Source organism: Mesorhizobium sp. M0207 (assembly GCF_040321995.1).
In the GTDB taxonomy this organism is placed as follows: Bacteria; Pseudomonadota; Alphaproteobacteria; order Rhizobiales; family Rhizobiaceae; genus Mesorhizobium.
Genome location: NZ_JAMYSQ010000014.1, coordinates 14432 through 40561 on the forward strand (window position 1 = coordinate 14432; position 26130 = coordinate 40561).

General features: G+C 63.8%; 22 protein-coding genes. 18 read left to right on the top strand and 4 right to left on the bottom strand.

Annotated features, from left to right (window positions below; translation table 11 throughout):
• The first annotated feature begins 5 nt into the window (after positions 1–5).
• The 18 genes from NKJ15_RS18950 to NKJ15_RS19035 all read left to right on the top strand — a co-directional run bounded on the left by NKJ15_RS18950 (position 6) and on the right by NKJ15_RS19035 (position 21063).
• A complete protein-coding gene (locus NKJ15_RS18950; RefSeq protein WP_352470591.1) occupies positions 6–1808 on the top strand; it encodes an adenine deaminase in 1803 nt (600 codons plus the stop codon).
• Positions 1809–2729 (top strand): LysR family transcriptional regulator, encoded by a 921-nt coding sequence (locus NKJ15_RS18955; RefSeq protein ID WP_352470590.1) that lies wholly within the window; start codon positions 1809–1811, stop codon positions 2727–2729.
• A gap of 90 nt (positions 2730–2819) precedes the next feature.
• On the top strand, positions 2820–3320 hold the full coding sequence (locus NKJ15_RS18960) for a thiamine pyrophosphate-binding protein (protein WP_352612499.1): 501 nt from the start codon (positions 2820–2822) through the stop codon (positions 3318–3320).
• The gene (locus NKJ15_RS18965; RefSeq protein ID WP_352816771.1) at positions 3317–3925 is read left to right on the top strand and encodes a thiamine pyrophosphate-dependent enzyme; all 609 of its coding nucleotides are present in this window, start codon (positions 3317–3319) and stop codon (positions 3923–3925) included. Before NKJ15_RS18960 ends, NKJ15_RS18965 begins: the two co-directional genes overlap by 4 nt.
• Before the next feature lie 7 nt (positions 3926–3932).
• A complete protein-coding gene (locus tag NKJ15_RS18970; protein ID WP_352816774.1) occupies positions 3933–5501 on the top strand; it encodes a GMC family oxidoreductase in 1569 nt (522 codons plus the stop codon).
• Between the two features lie 39 nt (positions 5502–5540).
• Positions 5541–6914, top strand: coding sequence for an amidohydrolase family protein (locus tag NKJ15_RS18975; protein WP_352816776.1), 1374 nt, complete (start codon positions 5541–5543; stop codon positions 6912–6914).
• Positions 6915–6927: 13 nt separating this feature from the next.
• Positions 6928–7794, top strand: a complete 867-nt coding sequence (locus tag NKJ15_RS18980) for an aromatic ring-hydroxylating dioxygenase subunit alpha (RefSeq protein WP_352470585.1) — start codon at positions 6928–6930, stop codon at positions 7792–7794.
• The gene (locus tag NKJ15_RS18985) at positions 7791–10940 is read left to right on the top strand and encodes a molybdopterin cofactor-binding domain-containing protein (protein ID WP_352816778.1); all 3150 of its coding nucleotides are present in this window, start codon (positions 7791–7793) and stop codon (positions 10938–10940) included. The genes NKJ15_RS18980 and NKJ15_RS18985 overlap by 4 nt, the downstream gene beginning before the upstream one ends.
• Positions 10937–11425 carry a (2Fe-2S)-binding protein gene (locus NKJ15_RS18990; protein ID WP_352816781.1) on the top strand — a complete coding sequence of 163 codons (489 nt, stop codon included), beginning with the start codon at positions 10937–10939 and terminating at the stop codon, positions 11423–11425. Before NKJ15_RS18985 ends, NKJ15_RS18990 begins: the two co-directional genes overlap by 4 nt.
• Entirely contained in the window at positions 11422–12927 is a 1506-nt protein-coding gene (locus tag NKJ15_RS18995) for an aldehyde dehydrogenase family protein (RefSeq protein ID WP_352816784.1), read from the top strand. The genes NKJ15_RS18990 and NKJ15_RS18995 overlap by 4 nt, the downstream gene beginning before the upstream one ends.
• Positions 12928–13134: 207 nt before the next feature.
• A complete protein-coding gene (gene dgoD, locus NKJ15_RS19000; protein ID WP_352816786.1) occupies positions 13135–14307 on the top strand; it encodes a galactonate dehydratase in 1173 nt (390 codons plus the stop codon).
• A 5-nt stretch (positions 14308–14312) separates the two neighbouring features.
• Complete coding sequence (locus tag NKJ15_RS19005; protein WP_352502558.1) at positions 14313–15089, top strand: SDR family oxidoreductase; 777 nt, start codon at positions 14313–14315, stop codon at positions 15087–15089.
• Positions 15090–15119: 30 nt separating this feature from the next.
• Positions 15120–16103 carry a substrate-binding domain-containing protein gene (locus NKJ15_RS19010; RefSeq protein WP_352612514.1) on the top strand — a complete coding sequence of 328 codons (984 nt, stop codon included), beginning with the start codon at positions 15120–15122 and terminating at the stop codon, positions 16101–16103.
• Positions 16104–16192: 89 nt separating this feature from the next.
• Positions 16193–17713: a sugar ABC transporter ATP-binding protein gene (locus NKJ15_RS19015; protein ID WP_352816789.1), complete on the top strand. Its 1521-nt coding sequence runs from the start codon at positions 16193–16195 to the stop codon at positions 17711–17713.
• 53 nt (positions 17714–17766) lie between these two features.
• Complete coding sequence (locus NKJ15_RS19020; RefSeq protein WP_352540082.1) at positions 17767–18711, top strand: ABC transporter permease; 945 nt, start codon at positions 17767–17769, stop codon at positions 18709–18711.
• Positions 18712–18713: 2 nt separating this feature from the next.
• Complete coding sequence (locus NKJ15_RS19025; RefSeq protein ID WP_352470576.1) at positions 18714–19514, top strand: FadR/GntR family transcriptional regulator; 801 nt, start codon at positions 18714–18716, stop codon at positions 19512–19514.
• 5 nt (positions 19515–19519) lie between these two features.
• Complete coding sequence (locus NKJ15_RS19030; protein WP_352470575.1) at positions 19520–20395, top strand: aldose 1-epimerase; 876 nt, start codon at positions 19520–19522, stop codon at positions 20393–20395.
• Positions 20396–20598: 203 nt separating this feature from the next.
• Entirely contained in the window at positions 20599–21063 is a 465-nt protein-coding gene (locus NKJ15_RS19035; RefSeq protein ID WP_352470574.1) for a cupin domain-containing protein, read from the top strand.
• A 65-nt stretch (positions 21064–21128) separates the two neighbouring features.
• On the opposite strand, the gene NKJ15_RS19040 is transcribed toward NKJ15_RS19035, so the two are convergent.
• The 4 genes from NKJ15_RS19040 to NKJ15_RS19055 are packed head-to-tail and all read right to left on the bottom strand — an operon-like array spanning position 21129 to position 26127.
• Positions 21129–21632: a sarcosine oxidase subunit gamma gene (locus NKJ15_RS19040; RefSeq protein WP_352470573.1), complete on the bottom strand. Its 504-nt coding sequence runs from the start codon at positions 21630–21632 to the stop codon at positions 21129–21131.
• Entirely contained in the window at positions 21625–24579 is a 2955-nt protein-coding gene (locus NKJ15_RS19045) for a sarcosine oxidase subunit alpha family protein (RefSeq protein WP_352816794.1), read from the bottom strand. The genes NKJ15_RS19040 and NKJ15_RS19045 overlap by 8 nt, the downstream gene beginning before the upstream one ends.
• The gene (locus NKJ15_RS19050; protein ID WP_352470571.1) at positions 24576–24857 is read right to left on the bottom strand and encodes a sarcosine oxidase subunit delta; all 282 of its coding nucleotides are present in this window, start codon (positions 24855–24857) and stop codon (positions 24576–24578) included. Before NKJ15_RS19050 ends, NKJ15_RS19045 begins: the two co-directional genes overlap by 4 nt.
• A gap of 13 nt (positions 24858–24870) precedes the next feature.
• Positions 24871–26127 carry a sarcosine oxidase subunit beta family protein gene (locus NKJ15_RS19055; protein WP_352816797.1) on the bottom strand — a complete coding sequence of 419 codons (1257 nt, stop codon included), beginning with the start codon at positions 26125–26127 and terminating at the stop codon, positions 24871–24873.
• Positions 26128–26130: the final 3 nt, after the last annotated feature.

A 26130-nucleotide genomic window follows, 5' to 3' on the forward strand; every position in this document is an offset into this window, starting at 1 on the left:
ACAGAATGACCTCTCTCACGCGCTTTTCCGTCCAGCCGCTCTCGTCCATGACCCGGCGGCTGGCCGGCGTCGCTTCCGGGCGAGCCGATCCCGATCTGGTCATTGCCGGCGCACGCGTGTTGTCGACCTATTCGGAGCGCGTGCTTCCAGGCCGCGAGATCTGGTTGTCGGGAGGGCGGATCGCCGCTGTGAAGCCGGCCGGCACTTATAAGGGTGGCAGCGCCAGGATATATGACGCCAGGGGCGGCATCGTCGCCCCCGGCCTGGTCGATCCGCACATCCACATCGAATCCTCGATGGTGACGGCCTGCGCCTATGCCGAGGCGGCGCTGCTCAACGGCACCACGACCCTCTTCTGCGACAGCCACGAGATCGGCAACGTCATGGACGTTGCTGGCATCGAGGCGATGCTGGAGGACGCGCGCCTGGCGCCGTTGTCCATTTTCCTGACGGTTCCGAGCACCGTCCCGGCAACTTCGCCGTTGCTGGAAACGGCCGGTGGCGACCTGACAGCCGAGAAGATCGGCGCATTGTTCGACAAATGGCCGGAAGCCGTGGCGCTAGGCGAGAAGATGGATTTCGTGCCAGTGGCTATGGGCGATGAACGCAGCCATGCCATCCTCGCTGCGGCGCTGAGACGCGGCCGCCCGGTGTCGGGACACGTCTATGGACGCGAATTCGTGTCGGCCTATGCGGCCTCCGGCGTCACCGATACCCATGAGGCGATCGACCGCGAGATCGCCGACGACATGCTCGAGGCCGGCATCTGGCTGTTCCTGCGTGGCGGCCCGCCGACGACACCGTGGCACAGCCTGCCCGCAGCGATCAAGACGATTACGGAACTCGGAGCCTCGCATAAGCGCATCGCGGTCTGCACCGACGACCGCGATGCTGACGACCTGATGCTCTTCGGCCTGGACTGGGTGACGCGCGAGGCGATGAAGGCCGGCATGACGCCGGAGCAGGCCTGGTCGATGGGCTCGCTGCATGGCGCGACGCGCTTTGCAATGGAAGGCGAAATCGGAGGCCTCGGTGGTGGCCGCCGTGCCGACCTGGTGCTGCTCGACGACGGCTTCGATCCCGTTAGCACGTGGTATGGCGGCGAACTCGTCGTCGATGACGGCAAGATCATGCCGCTGCTCGACCAGGCCCTCTCGACCCGCTACCGCTATCCGGACACGGCCTACCACACAGTGAAGCTGCCGAAGCAGATCAAGCTGACGCCGGAGCTGCCAACCGGCAAGGTGGTGGCGCATACCATCCGCACCGAACTGCCGGGGATCACGCTCGGCCACCAGAAGATCACGCTCGATCCGTCCAACGATTGGCAGAACCATTTCGACCGCCACGGCCTGTGCTTCGTCACTGTGGTCGAGCGCCATGGCAAGTCGGACGGCAACGTCGCCTACGGGCTGCTCAGCAATTTCACGCTGCGACGCGGCGCCGTCGCATCGTCTGTCGGTCACGACAGCCACAACATCATCATCGCCGGCCTCAACGAGGCCGACATGCAGGTGGCGCTGCGGGCGATCGAGGAAACGCAAGGCGGCGTCTGTGTCGTCGTCGACGGCAAAGTGACTGCCATGGTTGAACTGCCGATCGCCGGCCTTTTGTCCGACAAGCGCGTCACTGAGGTCGCGGAGGAGGTGAAGATCCTCAAACGGGAATGGGAGGCGGCCGGCTGCTGCATTCCCTATATGGGCTTCAACCTCATCCCGCTCTCGGTCATCCCCGAAATCCGTATCACCGACAAAGGTCTCGTGCTGGTGCCGGAAATGGAGATCGTCCCCGCCTTTGAGGCCGCCTGAGTGGATCCCTTCCGACTTGGGCTGGTCTCACCGCGCATCCATTATTTCCAAATGGTCGCGCGGCTGGGCTCGGTTCGCCAGACCGCGCAGGCGCTCAACGTGGCGCCATCCTCCATCAGCCGCGTCATCAAGGGCCTGGAGGACGAACTGGGCACGCCGCTCTTCGAGCGTGTGCGCCAGCGACTGAAACTGACCAGCGCAGGCGAGCTTCTGCTCTACCACGCGCGTCAGAGCATCACCGAGTTGGCGCGCGCCTCGTCCGAGATCAATGATCTCAGTGGCCTCAACCGCGGCTCGTTGTCCGTGGCGATCGTGGAGAGCGCGGCGCGCGGGCTCGTGCCGAACGCGCTGAAGGAATTCTGGAAGCGCCACCCGCAGATATCGGTCGACGTGCATGTCGCCGGGTCGCAGCGCGCCTGCGATGCGGTTGCCGACGGCGAATGCGATCTGGCGCTTGCTTTCGACGTGCGCGTGCCGCGCAACGTGCGCAAGATCGCGAGCACGCCTCTGCCGCTGGGCGTCGTCGCTCATCCGGGCAGCCGCCTTGCCGGCCGCAAGGAAGTGAAGCTGTTCGATCTTGCCGGCGAACAGGTCATCGTCTCGGACAACAGCCTTGCTTTGGGCATTTCGATCGACGATGCGATCGGGCGCTCCATGATCGACATCACGCGACGGTCACGGACCAACTCGATCGGACTGATGACCGAGATGGTGCGCCTCAACCTCGGCGTGGTGCTTCGCACCAAGCTCGGCATCGAGCCGGAAGTGGCTGACGGATCGCTCGTTTTCGTGCCGTTGCGCGATTCTCGCATGAACCCGCACCGGCTGATGCTGCTCGCCCGGCTTGAACGCGAAATGTCGGATGCGGCCTCCGCATTCGCGGCGCTGCTGGCCCGCATGGTCGAGGCGTTGCATGATTAGTTGTTGCATTTTGCGCATCGATAAAGAGAGTAATTTGTCCCTATCTCGAACAACTGAGCTTTGCGAGACTTCCCGGCCGAAGGGGATGTCATGAAGCAGAGTGCGGTCGACGCGGTCATTCGGGGGCTTAAGCGGGCGGGAGTGAGCATCGTCTGCTATCTGCCCGATTCGTTGTTCAAGGAGCTCTACCCGGCCCTTGATGCCGATCCGGATATCCGCACGATCCGCGTCACCAACGAGGGTGAGGGCGCGGCGATATGTGGCGGGGTCTTCCTGTCGGGCAAGCGCGCGGCGCTGGTCATGGAAAATTCCGGCTTGCGCGCCTCGGTCGAGCCGCTGGCCCGTATGGGCCTTGGAGCCGGCATCCCGGTCGTGATGCTGATGAGCTATCGCGGCGAGCTCGGCGAGAACAACTGGTGGGCAGTCCCGCATGGCATCACCATGGAGCCGGTGCTGAACGCGCTGCGCGTGCCATACCGGATCGTCACGGAGGAGGCGAAGATCGAGCGCGCCATCCTTGACGCCTATTCCTGGTCCTATGCGTCCTATTACCATTCGGCTGTGGCGCTCGGCGGCGAGGTGGTGCGGTGAAACGCTTCGACTGCATGAAGGCGCTCGCCGCGCGGCTGAAGGATGAGCTGGTTATCCTTTCGCTCGGCGGCAGCGTCGACGAGTGGTACAACGCCGCGCCGCATATGCGCGAGGCGAGCCTGTTCCAGCAGCAACTCGGCTGCGTCACGCCGCAGGCCTTCGGGCTCGCCGCCGGCCTGCCGCACCGCCGCGTCATTTCGCTCGATACGGATGGCGGCCTGCTCTTCAACCTGGGCATTCTGGCCACGCTCGGAAACGAGCAGCCGAAGAACCTCTTCGTCGTGGTCTGGGACAATGAGTGCTACCAGTCGATCGGCGGCCCGCCGACCCATACGGCGCTGGGCCGCGTCGACCTTGCCGCGATCGCGCGCGGCGCCGGCGTCGAGAACGCCTATACGGCGCGCACGGTGGAGGAGTTCGACGCACATTGTGCAAGGGGGCTCGCCATGGAGGCACCCTATGTGGTGGTCGCCAAGGTCTCGGGAACGGTCCAGCCGGACATCAAGCGCAAACACAGCGACGGCCGCGAGGACAAGTATATCTTCGTCCGCCATGTCGAGGCGAGCGAAGGCATCGTCATCATGGGCCCGAGCGAGCACAACTGACGAGATCATGGGCACCCTCGGACCTGTCGTCCCCCGACGCGCACTGAAACGCAGCTACGATTACGTGGTGGTCGGCTCGGGTTCCGGTGGCTGTGCGGTGACGCGGCGACTGGTCGATGCCGGCGCCGACGTCCTCCTGATCGAGGCCGGCCCGACGGGTCTTGGGTTCGAAGAGATCGAGGACCCCGGCAAGTGGGTGCCGCTTGGCCGCAGCACCTATGACTGGGGCTATGATTATGCTCCGACACTGAGGGTGAATGGGCGTACCATCGGCATCCCGCGCGGGCGCCTGCTTGGCGGCTCAAGCGCCATCAACGCGATGATGTGGTATCGCGGCCATCCGCAAGATTACGATGCCTGGGAGGCTGGCGGCGCCAAGGGCTGGAGCTTCGCCGACGTGCTGCCCTATTTCCGGCGCTGCGAGGACTGGCGCGACGGTGCAAGCGAGTTTCGCGGAGCGGGCGGTCCGCTCCATATCGAGCGGCCGGCGGCGCTGCACCCGGTCGCGCAGGCGCTGATCGATGGCGCGGCCGAAATCGGCATCCCCGTAATCGACGATCCGAACGGCCCCGGCAACGAGGGGGCGGCGGCCGCGAATTTCAACATCTGCGACGGCAAGCGCTGGAGTTCGGCGACGGGCTATCTCGTGCCGATCCTGGATCACCCGATGCTGACGGTGCTGACCGGATCCGCGGCCATCGGCCTGACGGTCGAAGGCAGCCGATGCGTCGCGGTCAAGCACCTCGTCGGCGGCGAAATCTGCGAAACGCGCGCGCAAGAGAGCATCGTGCTCGCGGCCGGGGCCATCGACACGCCACGCCTGCTGATGCTGTCGGGCATCGGCGATCCGATCGAACTGCAGCGCCTTGGCATTGCGCTCGTTCGCGCCCTGCCGGGTGTCGGCAGGAATCTTCAGGACCATCCGCTGGCGCAGGCCTGCGTCTTCCGCGCGAAACGACCGATCGGACCGATAGTGGGCAATGGCGGTGGCTCGATGGTCAACTGGAAGTCGCGGCCGGACCTGCCGCAGCCCGACCTGCATGCCTTCCCCGTCCAGGGCAACAGCGCCGAACCGGCGATCCGCGCGCGCTACGATCTATCCGGCGATGTCTTTTCCTTCGGTGCGGGCCTGATGCGCTCGAAGAGCATCGGGCACTTGAAGTTGCTCGACGGCAAGCCCGGCGGGCCGCTCGAAATCCAACCGAACTTTCTGGCGGAACCGGAAGACATCGACGCCATGGTCACTGCGGTCGAGATGGTGATGGAGATGGCGGCTGCAAAGGCGAACGCCGGTGTCTTCCGCAACTTTGCCGCACCTGACCGCCGACTGACCCGCACCGAGACAATCGCCTTCATCCGCGAGGCGTGCACGACGTTCTTCCACACCTGCGGAACAGCCAAGATGGGCGAGGGCGCGATGGCCGTCGTCGACAGCCGTCTCGCCGTGCACGGGCTGGACGGCCTGCATGTTGCCGATGCCTCGGTGATCCCAACGATCCCGACCTGCAACACCCACGCGCCCGCCACGATGATCGGCGAGCGCGCCGCCGATTTCCTGCTCGCGGCGGCTGCTTGAGGATGTCATGACCGATGGACCGCACACGGAGTACCCTCGATGACCCAAGGCCTCATACTCGCTGCCGACACGCTGCTCACCATGGATGAAGATAACCACGTGTTGCCTGATGGCGCCGTGCTGATCGAGGATGGTCGTATCGCTGCGGTCAGCGCACTCGCAGCATTGCGCGCTGCGTATCCGGCCGCGGCGGTGAAGAAGCTCGACAATGCGGTGCTTTTGCCCGGGCTGGTCAATGCGCATGCGCATTCCGGTTTTCTGCGCGGCACAGCGGAGCACCTGCCGGTTTGGGACTGGCTGACGCTCCATATCAATCCGATGCATCGCGTGCTGCAGCCCCACGAGGCCGAGGCGGCATCGTGGCTCTGCTACGCGGAATCCGTGGTCGGCGGCACGACCACCGTCGTCGACATGTGGCGGTTCATGGAAGGCAGCGCCAGGGCGGCCGAGGCGATCGGCAACCGCCTGGTCGCCGTGCCTTACGTCGGCGAGCATCCCGACTACAACTACTTCGACACGCTCGACATGAACGAGGCGATGATCGAGGGCTGGCACCGCAAAGCGGGCGGGCGCATCAATGTGTGGGTCGGGCTGGAGCATCTGTTTTATGCCGACGAAACCGGCCAGCGCCGGGCGATCGAACTCGCAAGGAAACACGACACCGGCTTCCACACGCATTGCAGCGAGGCCGAGATCGAGATCGCGGAATTTAAGCGGCGCTACGGCAAACGCCCGATGTTCGCGCTGGACGACCTTGGCTTCTTCGAAACGCCGCGCGCCATGATCGCCCACGCCGTCTGGCTCGATCGAGAAGAGATCGAGCTTATTTCCAAGCGCCGCGTTTCCGTAGCCCACAATCCTGTTTCCAACATGAAGCTGGCAAGCGGCATCGCGTTGGTGGCCGAGATGCTGAAGGCCGGCGTGCCCGTCGGGATCGGCACCGACGGCGAGAAGGAGAACAACAATTTCGATATGTTCGAAGAGATGAAGGTGACTTCGCTGCTGGGCAAGCTGAAGGACTTCGACGCCGCCGCCATGGATAGCTGGCAGGTGCTGCGGATGGCCACCATTCTCGGCGCCAGGGCGATCGGCCTCGACCACGAGATCGGCTCGATTGAAGTCGGCAAGCGCGCCGACATCATCGCGGTCCGCACCGATACGCCGCGCATGACGCCGGTCTTCCGCGACGGACCTTATTTCAACTTCCATCACAATCTTGTCCATGCCGTGCGCGGCAGCGACGTGTCTTTGACGATGGTCGATGGCGAGATCCTGGCCGAGGACGGCGCGCTGCGCACCGGCGACCTGCGCGAGATCATCGCCGAAATCCATCGCGTCGCGCCTGGCCTGTTCGCCCGGCGCGCCGCTTTCCTTGCCCAGAATTCCGGCGGCAGCCTGCAATGGACTCAATAGGACGGGCCTCGGTATGAAGACGACGGACAGGGCGGCACTGGACGATTGGTACGCGGTGGAGACGGTCGCCGACCTGGATGGCGCGCCGAGCCATACGCGGCTGCTCGGCCAGGACATCGAACTGGTCCGTGACATCACGGGCGAAATCACGGTTCGGGAGGTCCTGGACGACGGCAACCGCGGCCCCGCGCTGCCCGTCCGGCAGCGCTACGGCTGCGTCTGGACGACGCTGGGCCTGCCCGGGAAGGAAATCTTCGAGATCGCCGAGGCATCGGAACCCGACCGCCGCTACGTGCCCTGCGGCTGGGTGACGATGCGGGCGTCGGGTTTGCGTGTCGTAGAGAACTTCCTCGACATGGCGCATTTCCCCTTCGTGCATACCGACATTCTCGGCTCGGAGCCGCACACGGAAGTACCGGCCTATCTGAGCGAGATACGTCGCGAAGTAGACGAGGTCTGGGCGACCAACTGCACGTTTTTCCAGCCGCGCATTGCCGCCACGGAAAGCTCCGGCGCGTTCGTGCATCTGACCTATCGCGTGCCGAGCCCATTCGTGGTGATGCTCTATCGCGTGTGCCCCGTGGCGCCGGACCGGCTCGACGCAATCGCGCTGTTCATCCAGCCCATCGAGGAAGACCGCTGCCGCGCCCAGCCGGTCATGTATCTCGTCGACTCGGCTTCGACGCAGACGGCGTTGCTCAACTTCGAACAGGTCATCTTCCTGCAAGACCGGATCATCGTGGAGAACCAGCGGCCGCTGCGCCTTCCACTCGAGCCGCGGATGGAAATCCCGACCCGCGCCGACGGGTCCTCCATCGCCTACCGCCGCTGGCTGAAGGAAAAAGGCATCCGTTTCGGCACGACCGCGAGAGCCACATGACCGAATCGGGTCTCCAGGTGCTTCGCCCGACCTCCGTTGCCGAGGCGCTGTCATTGGCAGGCGAGGGCGCGTCGCAACTGGTCGCCGGGGGCACGGCGCTGCAGCTCGGCTGGGCGAAGGGCCTGCCAAAGCCGCGGCGCCTCATCGACATCGGCCGTATCGCCTGCCTGAAGGGCATCCAACTGGCCGGCGACGGGTTTCGGATCGGCGCACTGACGACCCTGGGTGCCTTGGAGCGTGACCGGGCGATAGGCGAGACTTTGCCTCTGCTCGCAGCCGCAGTCCGCGCCACGGCGGGACCCGCCGTCCGCAATCTCGCAACGCTGGGCGGCAACGTCGCGGGGGGCACGGGTTGCCTTCTGCCGGCCCTGCTCGCGATCGATGCGAAGCTGGAGATCGTCTCACCGGCTGGGCGCGCCGTCGTGCCGCTCGCGCAATGGTTGGCCGACGCACCGTCAGCGGGCCTCATTGAGACGGTCATCGTTCCACCGCAGCCAACTGCCGCTCGCTGGACCCATCGCAAAGTCGGCCTGCGCGCCGCCTTCACCCCAAGCGTGGCCGGTGTCGCCGGGTTGATCGAAACGGCGGACGATCGTGTCACGATCGCGCGGCTCGCGGCCAGCGGCGGCGGGGAAGCAGCCCGTCTCGGTCACGCCGAAGCGCTGCTCATCGGCCGGCGCCTCCAAGAGATCGATTGGGCCGAGCTGCACGCCGCAATTCTCGAAGAGGCGCCGGCGATCGATGATGCATGGCGGTCCGACCGCTATCGGCGCAGTGTCGTGGCGAATGCGCTGGTCTTCGGGCTCGGCGGAAAGTTGTCCCAAGGAGTACATTCGCCGCGCCGGCGGACCGTGCCGTCCGGAAATCCACCTGCCGAAATTCTCGTGTCGCGATCGGAGATCGGCGCACGCTGGCGCCAGCGGCCGGACGTTGCGCCGAAAATCGCAGGCAGGCTCGAATACCTGACCGACCGTCGCGAGCCCGCCATGCTGGTCGGGCGCATTCGGCGTGCCGGCATTCCCCATGCAAGGATCGTTTCCATCGATACGAGCGCGGCCGAGGCGCTGCCAGGAGTCGCGGCGGTTGTCACGCACCGCGACATCGCCGGCAGCAATGCCTTCGGCATTGTCGTGCAGGATCAGCCTGCACTGTGCTTCGACAAGGTCCGCTATTTCGGCGACGCTGTTGCTGCCGTTGCCGCAGTTGACACGAAGACGGCCGAACGCGCGCTTGCTCTCGTCAGCGTCGAATACGAGCCGCTGCCAATTGTGAGCGATCCCCAACAGGCACTCGCCGCTGGGGCCGAGCCGGTCCACGCCTCAGGCAATCTGCAGTGCAGCTTCGAGTTCACGCGTGGCGATGCCGCCGCGACTTTTGCCAAGGCAGCTCATATCGTCGAGGCTGTCTACGAAACGCCGAGCCAGATGCACGGCTTTATGGAGACGGAGGGCGGCTACGCTTTCGTCGGCACGGATGGTACCCTGAACGTCTTTGCCGGTGGGCAGCATGGCCGCCGCGACCGCATGCAGCTCTCGCGCATCCTCGGTATGCCGCAAGAGCGGATACGGGTGGTCACCAGCCCGACTGGCGGCGCTTTCGGCGGCAAGGACGAGCTGACCGTGCAGCCGGCCCTGGCCCTGCTGGCGCTGAAGACCGGACGCGCCGTGCGGCTGCATCTCGACCGGGCGGAATCCGTCATCGCGGGTACCAAGCGCAATGCAATGCACATCCATATGCGCACCGCCTGCGACGCCGAGGGTCGTCTGCTCGCCCAACAGGTGGATGTGATCGCGGATGCCGGCGCCTACGCCTCGCTCGGTCCGGGCGTGCTTGAGACGGCGCTCGAACACGCCTGCGGGCCATATGTCGTTCCCAACGTCCTCAGCTCGGGCAGGCTCGCCTACACCAATAACGGCGTCTGCGGCGCGTTTCGTGGCTTCGGTGCCAACCAGATGGCCTTCGCGGTAGAGTGCCAGCTGGACCGGCTGGCCGAAGCCGCCGGCATCGACATTATCGAGATACGGCGCCGCAATTTGCGCGAGCCTGGCACGCGAGGCCATCTCGGCCAGCAGGTCGCGCCGTCCGAACGTTTGGCCGAGATGCTGCAAGCCGCCGCTGCTGACCCAATCTGGGCCAAGCCGCGTGGTCCGTCGTTCGACGGCTCTGAGACGATCGGTGTCGGCATGGCGATGAACTATCAAGGCAACGGACTAGGCACGCTGCCGCCGGACCCGGCCGGAGGCGCGTTGCGCCTGGCTCCGGATGGCATGATCGAAGCGCTCTATGGCCTGGACGAGATGGGACAAGGCCTGCTCACCGCGGTGAAGGCCGCGGTCGCCGGAGCGCTCGGCTGCGGCCGCGACGATGTCCGGCCGGTCACCGGTGATACGGCGGCGACGCCCGAATCCGGCTCCTCCACCGCCTCTCGCGGCACTCACGTGGTTTGGCGGGTAGCAGCAGTCGCCGCACCACCTTTTACGCGCGACCTGCTGGCAGCAGCGGGCCAGCTGCTTTGCCGCGAAGCCAGGACGCTGGCGCTGGCACCCGGCGGTATCGTCGAGCGACATTCCAACAGCGGCTCACTGCTCATGAGTTTCGCCGAGCTTGCCGAGGCGTTGCCTTCCGACCGGCTGCCAGCTGCTGCCGTCAGCTTCGAGTTTCCGAAATCGGACTATCTGGAAGGCAATGCACGCCTGATCTTCGCCTTCGGCGCGACACTGGCGCGCGTTGCCGTGAGCCGCATCACTGGGCAGGTACGCGTGCTCGAGCTCCATCAGCACACCGCGGCCGGACCGATGCTCGATGCTGCCGCCTATCTTGGCCAGATCGAAGGCGGCGGCGTCCAGGGGCTGGGCTTCACCCTCGCTGAGGACGCGGCTATGCGGGATGGCCGGTATCTTGCCGGCAACCTCGACTTCTACATGCTGCCAGGCATTGCCGACACGCCGGAAAGCTTCGCGACGTTCGCGTTGGAGGATCTGGACGAGGACGACCCGTTCGGCCCGCGCGGAGTTGGTGAGCTTGGCATTGGCGCCGTGACGCCAGCCGTCGTCAACGCGATTGCGGACGCCACAGGGGCTTGGCCCGAGCGCCTCCCGGTCGATCCTGAATGGGTACTCGACGCCCTGCAGAGGAGTGCAGCGTGAGTGCCGAGATCGCGATTACCTTTAACCTAAACGGCTGCCGCCAGGCGCTGGCCGTGCCCGCCGAGTTGCGCCTGATCGACCTGCTGCGCGATCATTTCGGCATGACTGCCGCCAAGATGGCTTGCGGCATCGGCCGCTGCGGCGCTTGTTCCGTGCTGATGGACCATCGCGCGGTCAATGGCTGTCTGCTCATGTCGTGGCAACTCGACGGGGCCACCATCATCACGCCGGAGGGTTTCGACGACCTTCCCGAAGCCATTGTCCTGCGCCAGGCTCTGGCGGCCGAAAACGCCTTCCAGTGCGGCTACTGCGCACCCGGCATCACTGTTGCGCTGACCGCTCTGCTGCTGGAGAATCCGGCTCCAGACGGGTCTCAGATCCGCACTGCGCTCGAAGGCAATATCTGCCGCTGTACCGGCTATCATTCCATCATCCGCGGTGCCCTCGCGGCGGTCGAGGCGTTCGCTTGCGGGGTACGGACATGACGGTCATCATTCGAAACGGTGCAGCCAGGCACGCAGGCGTCGAGGCGTTCCTGGCCAAACCCAGAATGCGGCACCTGATCGGCGGCGGCTGGTGCGACGCCAGCGATGGCGCAACCTTGCCCGCGACCGATCCTGCGAATGGCGACACGCTCGCGCTGCTGGCGCAAGGCACAGCCGATGACGCCGGGCGCGCCGTTGCTGCGGCGCGTGCTGCTTTCGAAGGCGAGAGCTGGCGCGACATGACACCGTCGGCACGCGGCAAGCTGCTATGGCGCATCGCCGACCTGATTGAACGCCATGCCGATGAGCTTGCAGAACTCGAGACGCTTGACCAAGGAAAGTCGCTGAAGACCTCGCGCTTCGCCGAGATTCCCGCCTCGGCCGAGCAGTTCCGCTATTTTGCCGGTTTTGCCACGAAAATCCTCGGCACGACCATCCCCACCTCCATCAGCTACCAACCGGTGGGCAGCAAGATTTTCGCCTACACGGTGCGAGAGCCGATCGGTGTCGTGGCTGCCATAACGCCCTGGAATTCGCCGCTGCTTATGGCCTCGATGAAGCTCGCCCCGGCGCTTGCCGCCGGCTGTACGATCGTGCTCAAGCCAGCTGAGGAAACGTCGCTCACCGCCCTCAGGCTCGGCGAACTGATGATCGAAGCCGGCTTGCCGGACGGCGTCGTCAATATCGTGACCGGTCTCGGTGAAACCGTGGGCGCAGCATTGGCTGCACATCCCGATGTCGATAAGGTCGCCTTCACCGGCTCGACGGAAGTCGGAAAGATGATCGTCTCCGCAGCGCGCGGCAATCTGAAGAAGCTGACGCTCGAGCTGGGCGGCAAGTCGCCGGCCATCATCATGCCCGATGCGGACATGGGGCTCGCAATCCCCGGAGTGGCTCGGGGGATCTTCGCCAATGCCGGCCAGGTCTGCGTCGCCGGCTCGCGTGTCTATGCGCATCGCTCGATCTACGACCGTCTGGCGGAGGGGCTGGCGGAAGAAGCGCGAAAGCTGCGTCTCGGACACGGGCTTGACCCGGATACCGACCTTGGTCCGCTGGTCAACGGAACCCAGGCTGCGCGCGTCGCCTTCTACGTCAGCGATGGTGCTTCCAGCGGCGCCGAGATCATCGCCGGCGGCCGGCGCTTCGACAACTTCTTCGAGCCGACCGTGGTTACCGGCGTGCGCCCGGACATGCGCATGATGCGCGAGGAAATCTTCGGCCCAGTCGTTGCCGTGACACCGTTCGACGATGTCGCGGAGGCGATAAGCCTTGCGAACGACTCGCCCTACGGCCTCGCCGCAAGCGTCTGGACCCGCGACCTATCCACTGCGCATCGCCTTGCCGCAAGTATCCGGTCGGGCACCGTCTGGATCAATTGCCATTCCTACTTCTCGCCGGAACTGCCGAAGGGCGGCCACAAGCAATCCGGTTGGGGCTATGAGAACGGCGCACCGGGCCTGGAGAACTATCTCGAGACGAAAACGGTCTGCGCGGTGATTTAGCCGCGCCTTTTCCGCGATGTTCGCGGATCGGAGGCTGACAGCCCTCCATCGGCGGACAAGGATTGATCGAAAATTGCTCGGATCCTCCTGAGGACCAGTTCCTTGGCGGCGCTGGTCCACATCGACGTTGCGCTTGACTCGTCCATATTATCCGTAATAAATCATACATATTGCCATCGAAAAAAGGCGGCAGGTCTGGGAGGACCGATGAAAATCACGGCCATCAAGGCGCGCGTCTGCAATGCGGAAATGCGCAACTGGGTCTTCGTCCGGGTCGAAACCGACGAGCCCGGGCTGTTTGGCTGGGGTGAGGCAACGCTGGAATGGAAGACCCGAGCCGTCGTTGGGGCGCTTCAGGACCTTGAGGCCCTGCTCATCGGGCAGGATCCGCGCAACGTGGAGCAGTGCTACCAGATACTTACGCGCCACGGATTTTGGCGTCTTGGCGTCGAGGGAATGTCTGCCGTCAGCGGCATCGAGATCGCGCTCTGGGACATCCTGGGCAAGTCATTGGGCGTCCCCGTCTGGCGCCTTCTGGGCGGACAGGTTCGCGACTATCTGCGCACCTATACGCATCTCGGCCTCGGAGACATGAAGGCGGTCTATGAGACCGGATCCGCGGACGCGATCGTGGAACGCGGACGCATCGTGACGCAGGCAGGCTACGACGCTGTCAAGGTCGTCTGCATTCCCTACACCCACTACCTATCGCCTGCGAAAGCCGTTGATTCTGTCGCCAACATGGTTGGCTCACTTCGCGAGGCCATAGGTCCGGACATCGACATCATGGTCGATTTCCATGGACGCCCGGCATCCGTTAACGCTGCGATGGATTACCTCAGAGCAATCGAGCCGGCCCGCATCATGTTCGCGGAAGAACCCGTGCCGCCCGAAGATGTTGCCGGACTAGCGCATATCACGGCGCGATCGGCCGTGCCGATCGCTTCCGGCGAGCGGCTGATCGGACGTCGCGAATTCACGCACTCGATCGCAGCCCGCGCCTTCAACATTGCCCAGCCTGATATTTGCCACACTGGCGGTCTGCTGGAGACAAAAAAGATCGCGGCCATGGCGGAAACGGCAGGCATCGGCCTTGCGCCGCACAACCCGCTCGGTCCGATCGCTGGCGTCGCTGCTCTTCACTTCGGCATATCGACGCCAAACGTCGTCATTCAGGAGGAGATGTCCGGTGCCGTCGCCTGGTACGACGAGGTCGTTACCTGGCCAATTCGGCGTAAACCAGGCCGCTGGGACCTGCCCGAACTGCCGGGCCTTGGCGTCACCGTCAATGAGGACGTCATCACGCGCTACCCCTTCAAGCAGGAAGTGCTGCATGCCCGCAATGCCGTCATGCCGGACGGCACCGTGGTCGACTGGTGAATGCAATGGCAGGCCGGCTGCAAGGAAAGATCGCAATCGTCACGGGCGCCGGCCAAGGCATAGGTGCCGCCACCGCCCGGGCTTTTGCCATGCATGGGGCAAAGACCGTCATTGCCGAACTGAATGCGGCAAGCGGCAAAGCGGTCGCCGACGAATTGCGTGCCGGAGGCGCCGACGTATTGTTCGTCGAGACGGATGTCACGGACGCATCCGCGGTCGCGGACATGGTCGCCCGCACGATCACGGCCTATGGCGGCGTCGACGTTCTGGTCAACAATGCCGGTGCCAACGTCTTCTACGAACCATTGCTGATGCCGGATGAGGAATGGGAGCGCTGCCTCAAGCTCGACCTCCAGGCCGCGTGGTTCTGCGCCAAGGCGGTTTTGCCGACGATGCTGGCGAAGGGCTCGGGGTCCATCGTCAACATGGCGAGCTGTCACGCCTTCCAGATCATTCCCCATACGTTTCCGTATCCCGTCGCCAAGCATGCACTTTTGGGCCTGACCCGTTCGCTGGCCATCGAATATGCCGCACGCGGTATCCGGGTGAACGCGATAGCACCCGGCTATATCGAGACGCCGATCGCGGAAGCCTACTGGAACACATTCCCGAACCCCGCCGAGGAGAAGCGGCGAGCCTACGACCTCCATCCGCCCAAGCGAATTGGCCGGCCGGACGAGGTTGCAATGACGGCGGTTTTCCTCGCTTCGGACGAAGCGCCGTTCATAAATGCCGAGACGATCACCATCGATGGTGGGCGCTCGGTTCTCTACCACGACTAGCAACCACCATTGAGCTCAGGGAGGATCTTCATGAAAACCACAACAAAGGCTTTGGCGACATTTGCGGTACTGGCTGCCGGACTGATGAGTGGCACAGCAAGCGCAGACGACATCAAGATCGGCTACATCAACAAGATGGGAGACCACCCATGGTTCGTCGCCGAAGTCGGCGGCGCCAAGAAAGCGGCTGAGGCGGCCGGGGCCGCGTTCGTGTCGCAGGACGTTCAGTTCGACGCCAATTTGACGATCACGACCTTCGATACGATGGTCGGCGATGGCGTGAAAGGCATCGCCATCGTTGTCCCCGACAAGGCACTGGGACCGGTCATCGCGGAGAAAGCAAAGGCCGCAAAAATTCCCTTGGTGGCGGTGGACGACGATATCTACTACCAGGATGGCACCCAGGTCCCCTATGTCGGCATGAATGCTTACAACATCGGTGCGCGGGTGGGCGAAGAGCTTGCCAAGCTCTACAAGGCTGAAGGCTGGGCGGGCAAAGAAGTGCGCATCGCCTCGATCGAGGACCGCAAGGCCGATACCTGCATGCAGCGCAACAAGGGCGCGGAAGAAGCGTTCCTGAAGGCGGTGCCCGATTTCAAGCCGGGCAACATCGTTCGCGTCCCCTACGACAACACGATGGTCAACGCCATCGACGTGATGACCACCACACTGACGGCCAATCCCAGCGTCACGAACTGGATATTCTATTCATGCAACGATGACGGCGTGCTGGGTGGTGCGCGAGCACTGGAGAATGCCGGCTATTCCGCAGACCAGGGCATGGGGATCGGCATCGACGGGAGCCGCGCCTGCGATGCCTTCGGATCCGGAAAGCCCTCGGCGTTCCGTGGTACGATGTGGCTCAATTCGGAAAATCATGGCGCGCTGGCGGTGAAGATTCTCTTGGCCTCCATCAAGGACGGAACCAAGCTTCCTGTTCAATCCTTCACTGACCCGGAATACATCACCGCCGACAATTTTGCGTCGGACTACAAAGCCAAGCTCTGCCACTGAACCAGATATGCGTCATGCGCCGCAGTGCGCATGACGCTCTTTGGTTCGTCGGCGGGCACACGGGATCGATCCTCGGGAGTGAGCTTTTGATGCAATCGGATTTCTTCTCGCTCGACAGGATATCGAAGCGCTTCGGCGTCGTGCAGGCGCTCGACAATGTCTCGATTGCCTTTCGGCCAGGAGAGGTGCTTGCCCTGGTTGGCGAGAATGGCGCCGGCAAGTCGACAATGATGCGAATTCTCGAGGGCGTGTTCGCACCGGACACCGGCACCGTGCTGCATGGCTCCACGCCGATCGTTTTCAGCGAACCGCGCGACAGCCACAGAGCCGGAATACGCGTCATCCATCAGGAGCCGGAGATCGTTCCGAACCTGACCGTGGCCGAGAACATTTTCGTCGGCGAACTGCCGCGGCTGGCAGGCGTCCTGCTCGACTGGCACAGGCTCGAGGACCAGACCGATAAGGTGCTTGCGACCTTCGGCATGCAGCAGGATATGCTGCCGCGTCAACTCTGCAGCACACTCGGTCCGGCACAGCGCCAGATGATCGAAATCATGCGCGCCATACGTGCCGGCGGCCGGCTGATCGCATTCGATGAGCCGACCTCGTCACTGACCGACGACGAAGCGCGCCGTCTGTTTTCAGTAATTCGCCGGCTGCGCGGCGAGGGCACTTCGATCGTCTACATCTCTCACAGGCTGAACGAGGTCATCGACCTTGCGGATCGCATTGTCGTGTTGCGGGACGGCCGGCTGGTCGATGATTCCCCCGCTGCCGGTGCCAGCGAGCAGACCATAGCCAAGCTCATGGTGGGCCGCGACATAGCCGATCTGTTTACGCGCGAGACGTGGCAATCGGGGCAACCGTTGCTGGAGGTGGCGGGCCTGACCACCGACCACGTCACCGATGTGAGCCTCAAGGTCCGCCGTGGCGAGGTGCTCGGCATTGCCGGCCTTATGGGTGCGGGTCGATCCGAACTGGCAAAGGCGATTGTCGGCTATGATAGGCGCCTCGACGGAACCATAACGATGAATGGTGTGCCCGTTGGCCCCAACAGTCCGCATGCAGCGATCGTGGCGGGCATCGGCTTTGCCCCAGAAGACCGCAAGCACGAGGCGCTGCTGTTGTTCCGAAGCATTCTTGATAACGCCTCGCTTTGCGTGCCCGACAGAACGTCGACCTTCGGCTTCTTCAACCGGCGCAAGGCACTGGAGATCGTCTCACCGCTTGCAGCAAAGATGTCGATCAAGGCGCCTAACCTCGACGAACAGGTTTCGAAATTATCGGGTGGCAACCAACAGAAGGTCGTTCTCGCGCGCTGGCTTGCGCGGCAGCCGATGCTTCTCATCCTCGACGAGCCGACCCGCGGCATCGACATCGGCGCCAAGGCGGAAATCTATCGCCTGATCGACGAACTCGCCGCCAGCGGCATCGGCATAATCCTGATTTCCTCGGAAATGCCGGAACTGATCGGGCTGGCCGACAGGGTGCTTGTTATGGCTGGAGGCCGGATCACGGCCGAATTTTCCCGCCCTGACATCGACGAGGCCACGATCCTGAGACATGCCATGCCTCAATCTGCAGCATCGCTTGGAGGACAAATTCAGTGAACAGCCTTGAGCTCAGGACAGCAACAACGCAAACCGGCAAAAGGCGCGCTTCCTTGCGCATCGCAGAGCGCATCGGCATTCACAACATAAGCCTTCTTGTTGCTCTCGCCATTCTCGTGCTCATTTTCGGCACCCTGAGAGGCGACGTGTTCTTCTCCAGCCGAAACCTGCTGAACATCGGTCTAGGCATTACCATCCTGGGCGTTCTGGCGATGAGCCAGACCGTGGTTATTGTCGCCGGAGGGCTCGATATTGCCGTCGGCGCAATTGTCGGTCTGACCACAGTATCGACGGCAATGGCCATCCAGGCCACCGGATCACCCGCCGCGGGCATTCTTGCCGGCCTGGTCCTGGGCGGTCTTGCCGGCCTCGTGAACGGCATCATCATCACCTATGGGCGGGTCAACGCTGTCATCGCGACTCTCGGTACGATGGCGATCTTCCGCGGCATCGCGTTCATCATGTCCGACGGGCAATCGATCGCGATTTTCAGCGAGACTTTCCGCTTCATCGGGATCGGACGAATCCTCGGCCTGCCTCTGCTGATCTGGATTCTCTTGCTGACCGCGATCGTGTTCCATCTCTTCCTTGCCCGCTCGATCGTTGGCCGCAACATCTATGCCCTGGGCGGCAATCCCGTTGTCGCACGCTTCTCCGGCATCGACATCAACCGCTACCGCGTCGGCATCTATATCATGAGTGGAGTGGCGGCCGGATTGGCCGGGATTCTGTTGGCTGCCCGTACCGGCTCCGGGCAGCCCGTATCCGGATCCCAAGGCCTGGAACTCGAGGCCATCACAGCGGCCGTTCTTGGTGGCTGCGCCTTGCAGGGCGGCAAGGGCACGATCGTCGGCGCACTGCTGGGCGTCGCCATCATTGGCGTCCTCAACAACGGAATGATACTGACGTCCGTGCCAACCTTCTATCAGTTGCTTGCCAAGGGCTCGCTGCTGATACTTGCTGTGGTAATTGCCGAGTACCACTTGAACAGGACATGACGATGGACGCGGCGATCGCTTCGACTGGCCAAGGCAAGCAGGACATTCCTGCCGCAGATGGCACCACGTCATCGCTCAAGGATCGCATCGCACGCGATCTCGGACAGCGCATCCTCGCCGGCTCCTACGCCCAGCACTCCGTCCTGCCGACGGAAGCCGAGCTTTGCGTTATCTACGGGGCCAGCCGCACCGCGCTTCGCGATGCTCTTCTGACGCTTTCGGCGAAAGGATTGATCGAGGCGCGCAAGCGGGCCGGGACGCGTGTGCGCGTGTCGAGCGAATGGAACAGGCTGGATGCACAGGTTCTGGAATGGATGCGCGATATCGAGCCCGATCTCGATTTCGTCCGCGGATTGATCGAGGCGCGGCTGGTCATTGAACCCGCTGCCGCCCAACTTGCGGCCAAGATGGCGACGTCAGGCGATCTCGCGGTCATCGAAGCGGCCTATGAAGCCATGCGCATTGCTCCGCAGGATGATCTCGCTGCGTGTCTCGATGCCGACGTCAGGTTTCATACGGCCATCCTGCGTGCCAGCCGCAACCCGGTGTTCGCCAATCTCGGCAATATGCTTGCGGCCGCCCTCAGCTTCTCCTTCCGCTTGACCACATCGGCCACCGCTAATTACCAGCAGACGCTGAGCGCGCATGGCGACGTGCTGGAGGCAATCAGGATGCGGAGGGCCGACGATGCACACGATCAGATGAAGGCGCTCATCGGGATCGCGTCGAACGACCTTCTTGCAGTGGCTCGCAAAGGCCGCCATCAACAGCCGATCGCCGCTGCCAAGGCCAATACCGTCTGAAGCGGATGGTCGGGACGATCAAGATCAGAAGCGGAGACCTGTCTGCTGAAATCGTCCCATCGCTTGGGGCAGGTCTTGCGAGACTGGACCATGGACGCGTGCCGCTCTTCAGGCCTTGGCCGAACGGCGGGAGCAGCAACCCGTTCGACCTTGCCTGCAACCTGCTTTTGCCATGGTCAAATCGCATCTCGGGCGGCGGGTTCACATTCGACTCCAAATTCCACGAACTGCCTGCCAATGTTGCACGCGAGCCATTTCCCATTCACGGCAATGGATTTTCGAGCGAGTGGGACGTCGACAGCGTAACGCAGGACAACGCAAAGCTGTCGCTCATCAGCAACGGGCCTGGCCCATACCGATATCGCGCCGAGGTGAGCTACGCGCTGGCCGGACAGGGGCTCGAGCTGAAACTTCGCATCGTCAATCGGGCATCGATCAGATTGCCGTTCGGGCTTGGCATCCATCCATGGTTCCCGAGAACAGCGTTGACCACGCTTCACGCCGCGGCATCACAGGTTTGCCTCGAACGGCCCAACCACCTCCCTGAACGGTTTGTGGATATCAAAACCCATCCCGATTGGAATTTCGGCGCCCCGGCCGCCTTGCCGAGCGGATGGATAAACAATGTGTTCGCTGGCTGGGATGGTGTCGCCTCCATATCTTGGCCAGAGCACAGTTGCAGCCTGCGGATTGAAGCTTCATCGCCCTTGAATTTGTACCTGGTCTATTCGCCATCGGACGAGAGCGACTTCTTCTGTTTTGAACCGGTCAGTCATGTTGTCGATGCTCATAATCGGGGTTCGATCGACAAATGGAATGGACTGTCGGTGCTTGGGCCCGGCGAGAGCCTGGCAGCACGTTGCAGCTTTGCCGTCAGTTAGGCGGACCTCTGCGGCGCCCTCGAATTGGCGGATGTCGGCCTGCATGTCCGGTGACAACGAAGCCGTCTTTTCGTCCAAACGGAGCTTGGGAAGAGGGAACTCCGGCGACCGGGAACCCGCGAGCCAGTTCGACGTTTGCCGGATGTCGCTGCGCAGCTCGTCTGCTTGACGGCCCACCAAATGTGCCTGGCAGGATTGGATCAATGACGGATGTTGAACCAAAAGAATTCGTGCTCGCGGGCATCGTCATGAAGCGACTGGTCTCCGGCGAACAGACGGGAGGCTTGTTGAGTCTGTTCGAAAACAGAAGCGACGGGCACACCAAAACGCCAATCCATGTTCATGCGAATGACGACGAGACGGTCTACGTCATCGAAGGGCACTTGACCGCAATTGTGGACGGTGTGGTCCGAACGCTCTCGCCCGGCGAGAGCATGTTTTTGAAGCGGGGCATCCCGCACCAGCTTATGAATCCCGGCAACCAGCTCGTTCGCTATATCCTGATAGACACGCCAAGTGTGTTCGAGCAGTTTCTTGCCGAAGGTGGCCATGAACGCAGCAAGGGAGAGGTGGTCGGGCCGCCGACGCCTGCCGATATCGAGCGGCTCAAAGTAGCCGCGCCGAAGTTTGGGATTACGCTCCTGCAGGACTGGCCGGCAAGAGAGTAGATGGCTTCGTGATGGCGGCTTGGATCGCCGCTAAAGCCGGCCCTTGCCCGAAGAACCGGTATTGGCTAGCCGTCGGCAATCCAATCCGAGAGGCTTCGCGAAAAACTTCGCGGCACGATGAGTTCGCACGCGGTCTCGCCGGTGCGCAGGAAGAGCACGGGCACGTGATGGAAGGATGTTTGCACGGCGCGGCCCGGAGCGGCGGTCGGCGCGTGCCAGTTGACGGCAATGCAGCCGGACAGAAGCCTTGCGATACCAGGGCCGGCCATTTTCAAACGAACACGACCTTCCCCAAGGGGCACGGAACAGCCGAGATCGGGGTCGACGACAAGGGCTGGCGCTTCTGTGCCTTCGTCGAGAGCCAGCCAAAGGCGGCGAGGTGCAACGCGGATGGTCAAAAGGCCCTTGTGGCGAACCGTCTCTCCCACCGAAGCGGGAAGTTTCGTGTTGAGCGACGCCGAGACGCTCTTTTCGAATTGTCTCAGTGTCGCGTCCCAGCCCTCGATCTGGATAAGCGGACAATCCGCCACGGACAGACTGAAATCCCGAGAAGAGGTCAAGCTAGCCATGCAGCCGTTCTCCCTGCGGATCGATGAATACCGGCGAGACAACGCGGGCGCGAACCGTTTCGGCCTTCATCGGATAGACCGCCACGACCTCGCTTCCTTCTGCCGCGACATCACCGGCAAGCAGGGCCAATCCGACATAGCGGTCGAGTTCTGGGCTAAAGGTGATCGAGGTCACCCGGCCGCGGCCATGGCCCTCGATCTTGTCGTCGGGCAGGAACAGGATCGCCCCGCCGCGGAGGCGCTTGCCGTCTTCGGCGCATTCCAGTCCGACCAGCCGCTGGCGCTCAGGCGCCTGATAGGCCTGGCGGCGGCGCAGTACATCGCCGACGAAGCCGCTGCGCTTGCCGGCCATGCGGCCGAGGCCGAGATCGTCGAGCGTCGTGCGCCCATCGATCTCCGGTCCGGCGACATGGCCCTTTTCGACCCGCAGCGCGCCGAGCGCCTCGACACCGTAAGGCTTCAGGTCGAAGGGTCTGCCGGCTTCGAGCAAGCGGCTCCAGAGCTGTTCACCGGCAGTGGCGCCGACATAGACTTCGTAAGCGCGCTCGCCGGAATAACTGAGGCGCAGGATGCGGAGCCCACGGACCTGCCACTCGCTTTCGAGTAGCCCCATATGCGGAAGCGCCGCGTCGGAAACGTCGAGACCAGGAAAAGCAACACCGAGGATTGCGCGGCTGTTGGGCCCGGCAACCGACATCGCCGCCCATTCATCGCTGACCGAGGTAACGGCCACGCGCAAATCCGGCCAGGCCGTGTCGAGCAGGAATTCGAGACGCGACAGCACATCGGCGGCCTTGGCGGTCGACGTGGTCATGAAGAACCGGTTTTCCGCTAGCCGCGTCGTGGTGCCGTCGTCGAAGACGATGCCGTCGTCGCGCAGCATGACGCCGTAGCGGGCGCGGCCTATCGCCAGTTTGGCAAAGCCGTTGGCATAGACGCGGTCGAGGAAGATTGCCGCATCCGGGCCCTGGACATCGATCTTGCCGAGCGTGGAGATGTCCATCAGCCCCGCGGCCTGACGCACGGTACGCATTTCGGCAACATAGGCCTCGTTCACGTCGCGGCCCGACTGCCGGTAGAAATAGGGCCGCATCCAGAGCCCGACCTCGAGCATCTCGGCGCCATTCGCCATGTGCCAGTCGTGCATCGGCGTGCGGCGGATCGGCTTGAAATGATGGCCGACGGCGCGTCCGGCAAGCGCGCCGATCGCCACCGGCGTATAGGGCGGGCGGAAGGTCGTGGTGCCGGTATCGGGAATCGTTGCGCCGCGCAGCGCTGCCATGGCGGCAAGTGCGGGAAAATTGCTGGTCTTGCCCTGATCGGTGCCCATGCCGAGCGTGGTGTAGCGCTTCAGATGCTCGACCGATTCATAGCCCTCACGATGGGCGAGCTCGATATCCCCGGTCGTCACGTCCATCTGGAAATCGACGAAGGCCTTTCCGCGTCCAGCGGGCAGGGCTTCGCGAAGCACGGTCGAGGCGGTCTCATCGAGATCGAGTTTCGATGGAGCGGGCACCGGCGCCGACTTGCCGCAGGAGGCTGCCGCTTCGATGCCGGCCCGATGGCCGTGCTCGACGGCAGCGGCGGTCGCATAAGCTCCTATCATTGCGCCGGCGCCGAACTGGCTGGCTGAAAAGACGCCCGGCACGAAGCCGTCAATGTCGTCGCGATAGACAGGTTTGACACCGAGGTGGGAGGTGAGATGCACGGTTGGCGACCAGCCGCCGGAGATGCAGACCAGGTCGCAGGCGGCCGAGGATTGTCCCTCCGGTCCATTGAGCGTTACGCGCCTGACGGTATGGCGGCCGTGCAGGTCGACGATGCGCGTTGCGGCCCGCACCACCACGCCGAGCCGTGCGGCTTCCGCGGCAAGTGCTGCGGGCGGGACGGCGCGCAGATCAGCAACCGTCACCTCCGCGCCGGCTGCGGCATAGTCGAAGGCGGTGCGCCAGGCACCGTCATTGCTAGTGGCGACGACGATTTTCCTGCCCGGCAGGACGGCGAAACGGTTGAGATAGGTCCGGGCGGCCGAGGCAAGCATCACGCCGGGCCGGTCATTGTTCGAGAACACGATCGGCCGCTCGATGGCGCCGGTGGCGAAAACAATCGAGCGGGCGCGCAGCATAGTGACCGTTTGCCGGGCCTCGCCGGCCGGCTTCGGATCGGTCGGATCGCGCTGTTCGACCAGTCCAAGGACATTGCCGTCATAGCTGCCGAAAGCCGTCGTCCGCTTCATCAGCGTGATGGTTTCGAAGCCCTCCAACTCGGCCGCGGCCTGCCTCAGCCATGCGGCCGCTGCGCTGTCGGACGGTTCCGCCAGAAGCTGGCCGCCAAGCAGGAAATCCTGCTCGATCAGCGCGACCCGCGCGCCGGCCGCGGCGGCCGCCCGCGCCGCCGACAATCCCGCCGGGCCGCCGCCGACGATAGCGACATCGGCGAAGGCATGATGAACCTCGTAGCGGTCGGGATCGGGGCCGGTGGCGGCTCTGCCCAGGCCGGCCGCCTTGCGGATGAAATGTTCGTAAAACATCCAGGCGCGGCGCGTCGGGCCCATGAAGGTCTTGTAGTAGAAGCCGGCGGACAGAAACGGCGCGAAAAGGCCGTTGACGCTTTGCACGTCGAAGGCAAGCGACGGCCAGCGGTTCTGGCTCTCCACGACCATGCCGTCGGCGAGTTCCAGCGTCGCCGCCGGCAGGTTCGGCTCGCGCCTGCCGGCGCTCCCGAGCGTAACCAGCGCATTCGGCTCTTCGGGCCCGGCGGAAAAAATGCCGCGCGGGCGATGATATTTGAAGCTGCGACCGACCAGGGTGACGCCATTGGCGAGCAGCGCGGAGGCGAGCGTGTCGCCGCGATACCCAATCAGCTTGCGGCCATCGAAGGTGAAATCTACCGGCACCTCGCGACTGATGCGGCCACCCGCTGGCAGGCGTTTGCGGTTCGAACTCATGCCGGTTGTTTCCTGACAGTCGATTTCCTGGCGAAGTCGACGGATGCGATCGCGTGGTTGCGGGTGTCGCGTTCGACCACCAGCCATTGCCGGCAGCCGGTCACGTGCTGCCAGAATTCACGGTGCGGGCCGGCCGGGTTTGTCCTGATATAGACGTAGCGGTACCAGGCCTCCGGATCGGCATCGTCATGGGTTGGACGCGTGACCGAGGCATCGCCGCCATAGCGGAACTCGTCATGGTCGCGCGGGCCGCAGCAGGGGCATTCGATGCGCAGCATTTTGTCCCGCCTCCTATTGCAGCCAGGCGGAAGGGCCGACACCGGCCTCATCGAGCGTGTGGCCGGTGCGGAAACGATCGAGTCCGTAGGCCGCGATCAGGGGATGCGGCTTGCCGGTGGCGATCGTGTGGGCGAAGCACCAGCCGGAAGCCGGCGTCGCCTTGAAGCCGCCATAGCACCAGCCGCCATTGAGATAGAGGCCGTCGATCGGCGTCGGGCAGATGATCGGGCTGGCATCGGGAGTCATGTCCATGACGCCGCCCCAGTGGCGCAGCAGACGGACGCGTGAAATGCACGGCATCAAAGCAATCGCCGCCTCCGCCACCTCGCGCACGACGCCGAGATTGCCGCGCTGGGCGTATGAATTGTAGCCGTCGAGATTGCCGCCGAAGACCAGTCCGCCCTTGTCGGACTGGCTGACGTAGAAATGGTCGGCGCCGTAAGCGACGACGTGATCTACCAGCGGCTTCAGCGGCTCGGTGACAAAGGCTTGCAGGACGTGGCTTTCGATCGGCAGGTCAAGGCCGGCCTTGGCACCGAGCACGGATGTATGACCGGCAACAGCGAGGCCGACCTTGCCGGCGCCGATCCGGCCTTTCGTCGTTTCGACGCCGACGATACTGTCGCGGTCGCGGAGGAAGCCTGTCACTTCGCAGTTCTGGATTATGTCGACGCCATGGCTGTCGGCGGCGCGCGCATAGCCCCAGGCGACGGCGTCGTGGCGCGCCGTGCCCGCCCGGCCCTGGAAGATGGCACCATGGATCGGAAAGCGGGCGGTGTCGGAAAAATCGAGATAGGGCACGAGACGGCGCACCTCGTCGCGGTCGAGGATATCGGCATCAATGCCATTCAGCCGCATGACATTGGCGCGGTGGCTGAAGCCGTCGAGCTGATCGGCCGAATGCGCCGTGACGAGCTGGCCGCGCTGCGAGAACATGACGTTGAAGTTCAGCGCGCGCGACATGCCCTCCCAGAGCTTCATCGAGAATTCGTAGAACTGGGTGTTGCCGTCGAGCAGGTAGTTGGAGCGGATGACGGTGGTGTTGCGGCCGACATTGCCGCCGCCGACATAGCCCTTTTCGAGTACGGCGACGTTACGGATGCCGTGGTTCTCGGCGAGGTAAAAGGCGGTGGCGAGGCCGTGTCCGCCGCCGCCGATGACGATCACATCATAGGACGGTTTTGGCTCCGCCGCACGCCAGGCGCGCTGCCAATTCTTCTGGCCGGCGAGCGCGTTGCGGAAAATCCAGAGTGCCGAGTAGCGCGCCATGCG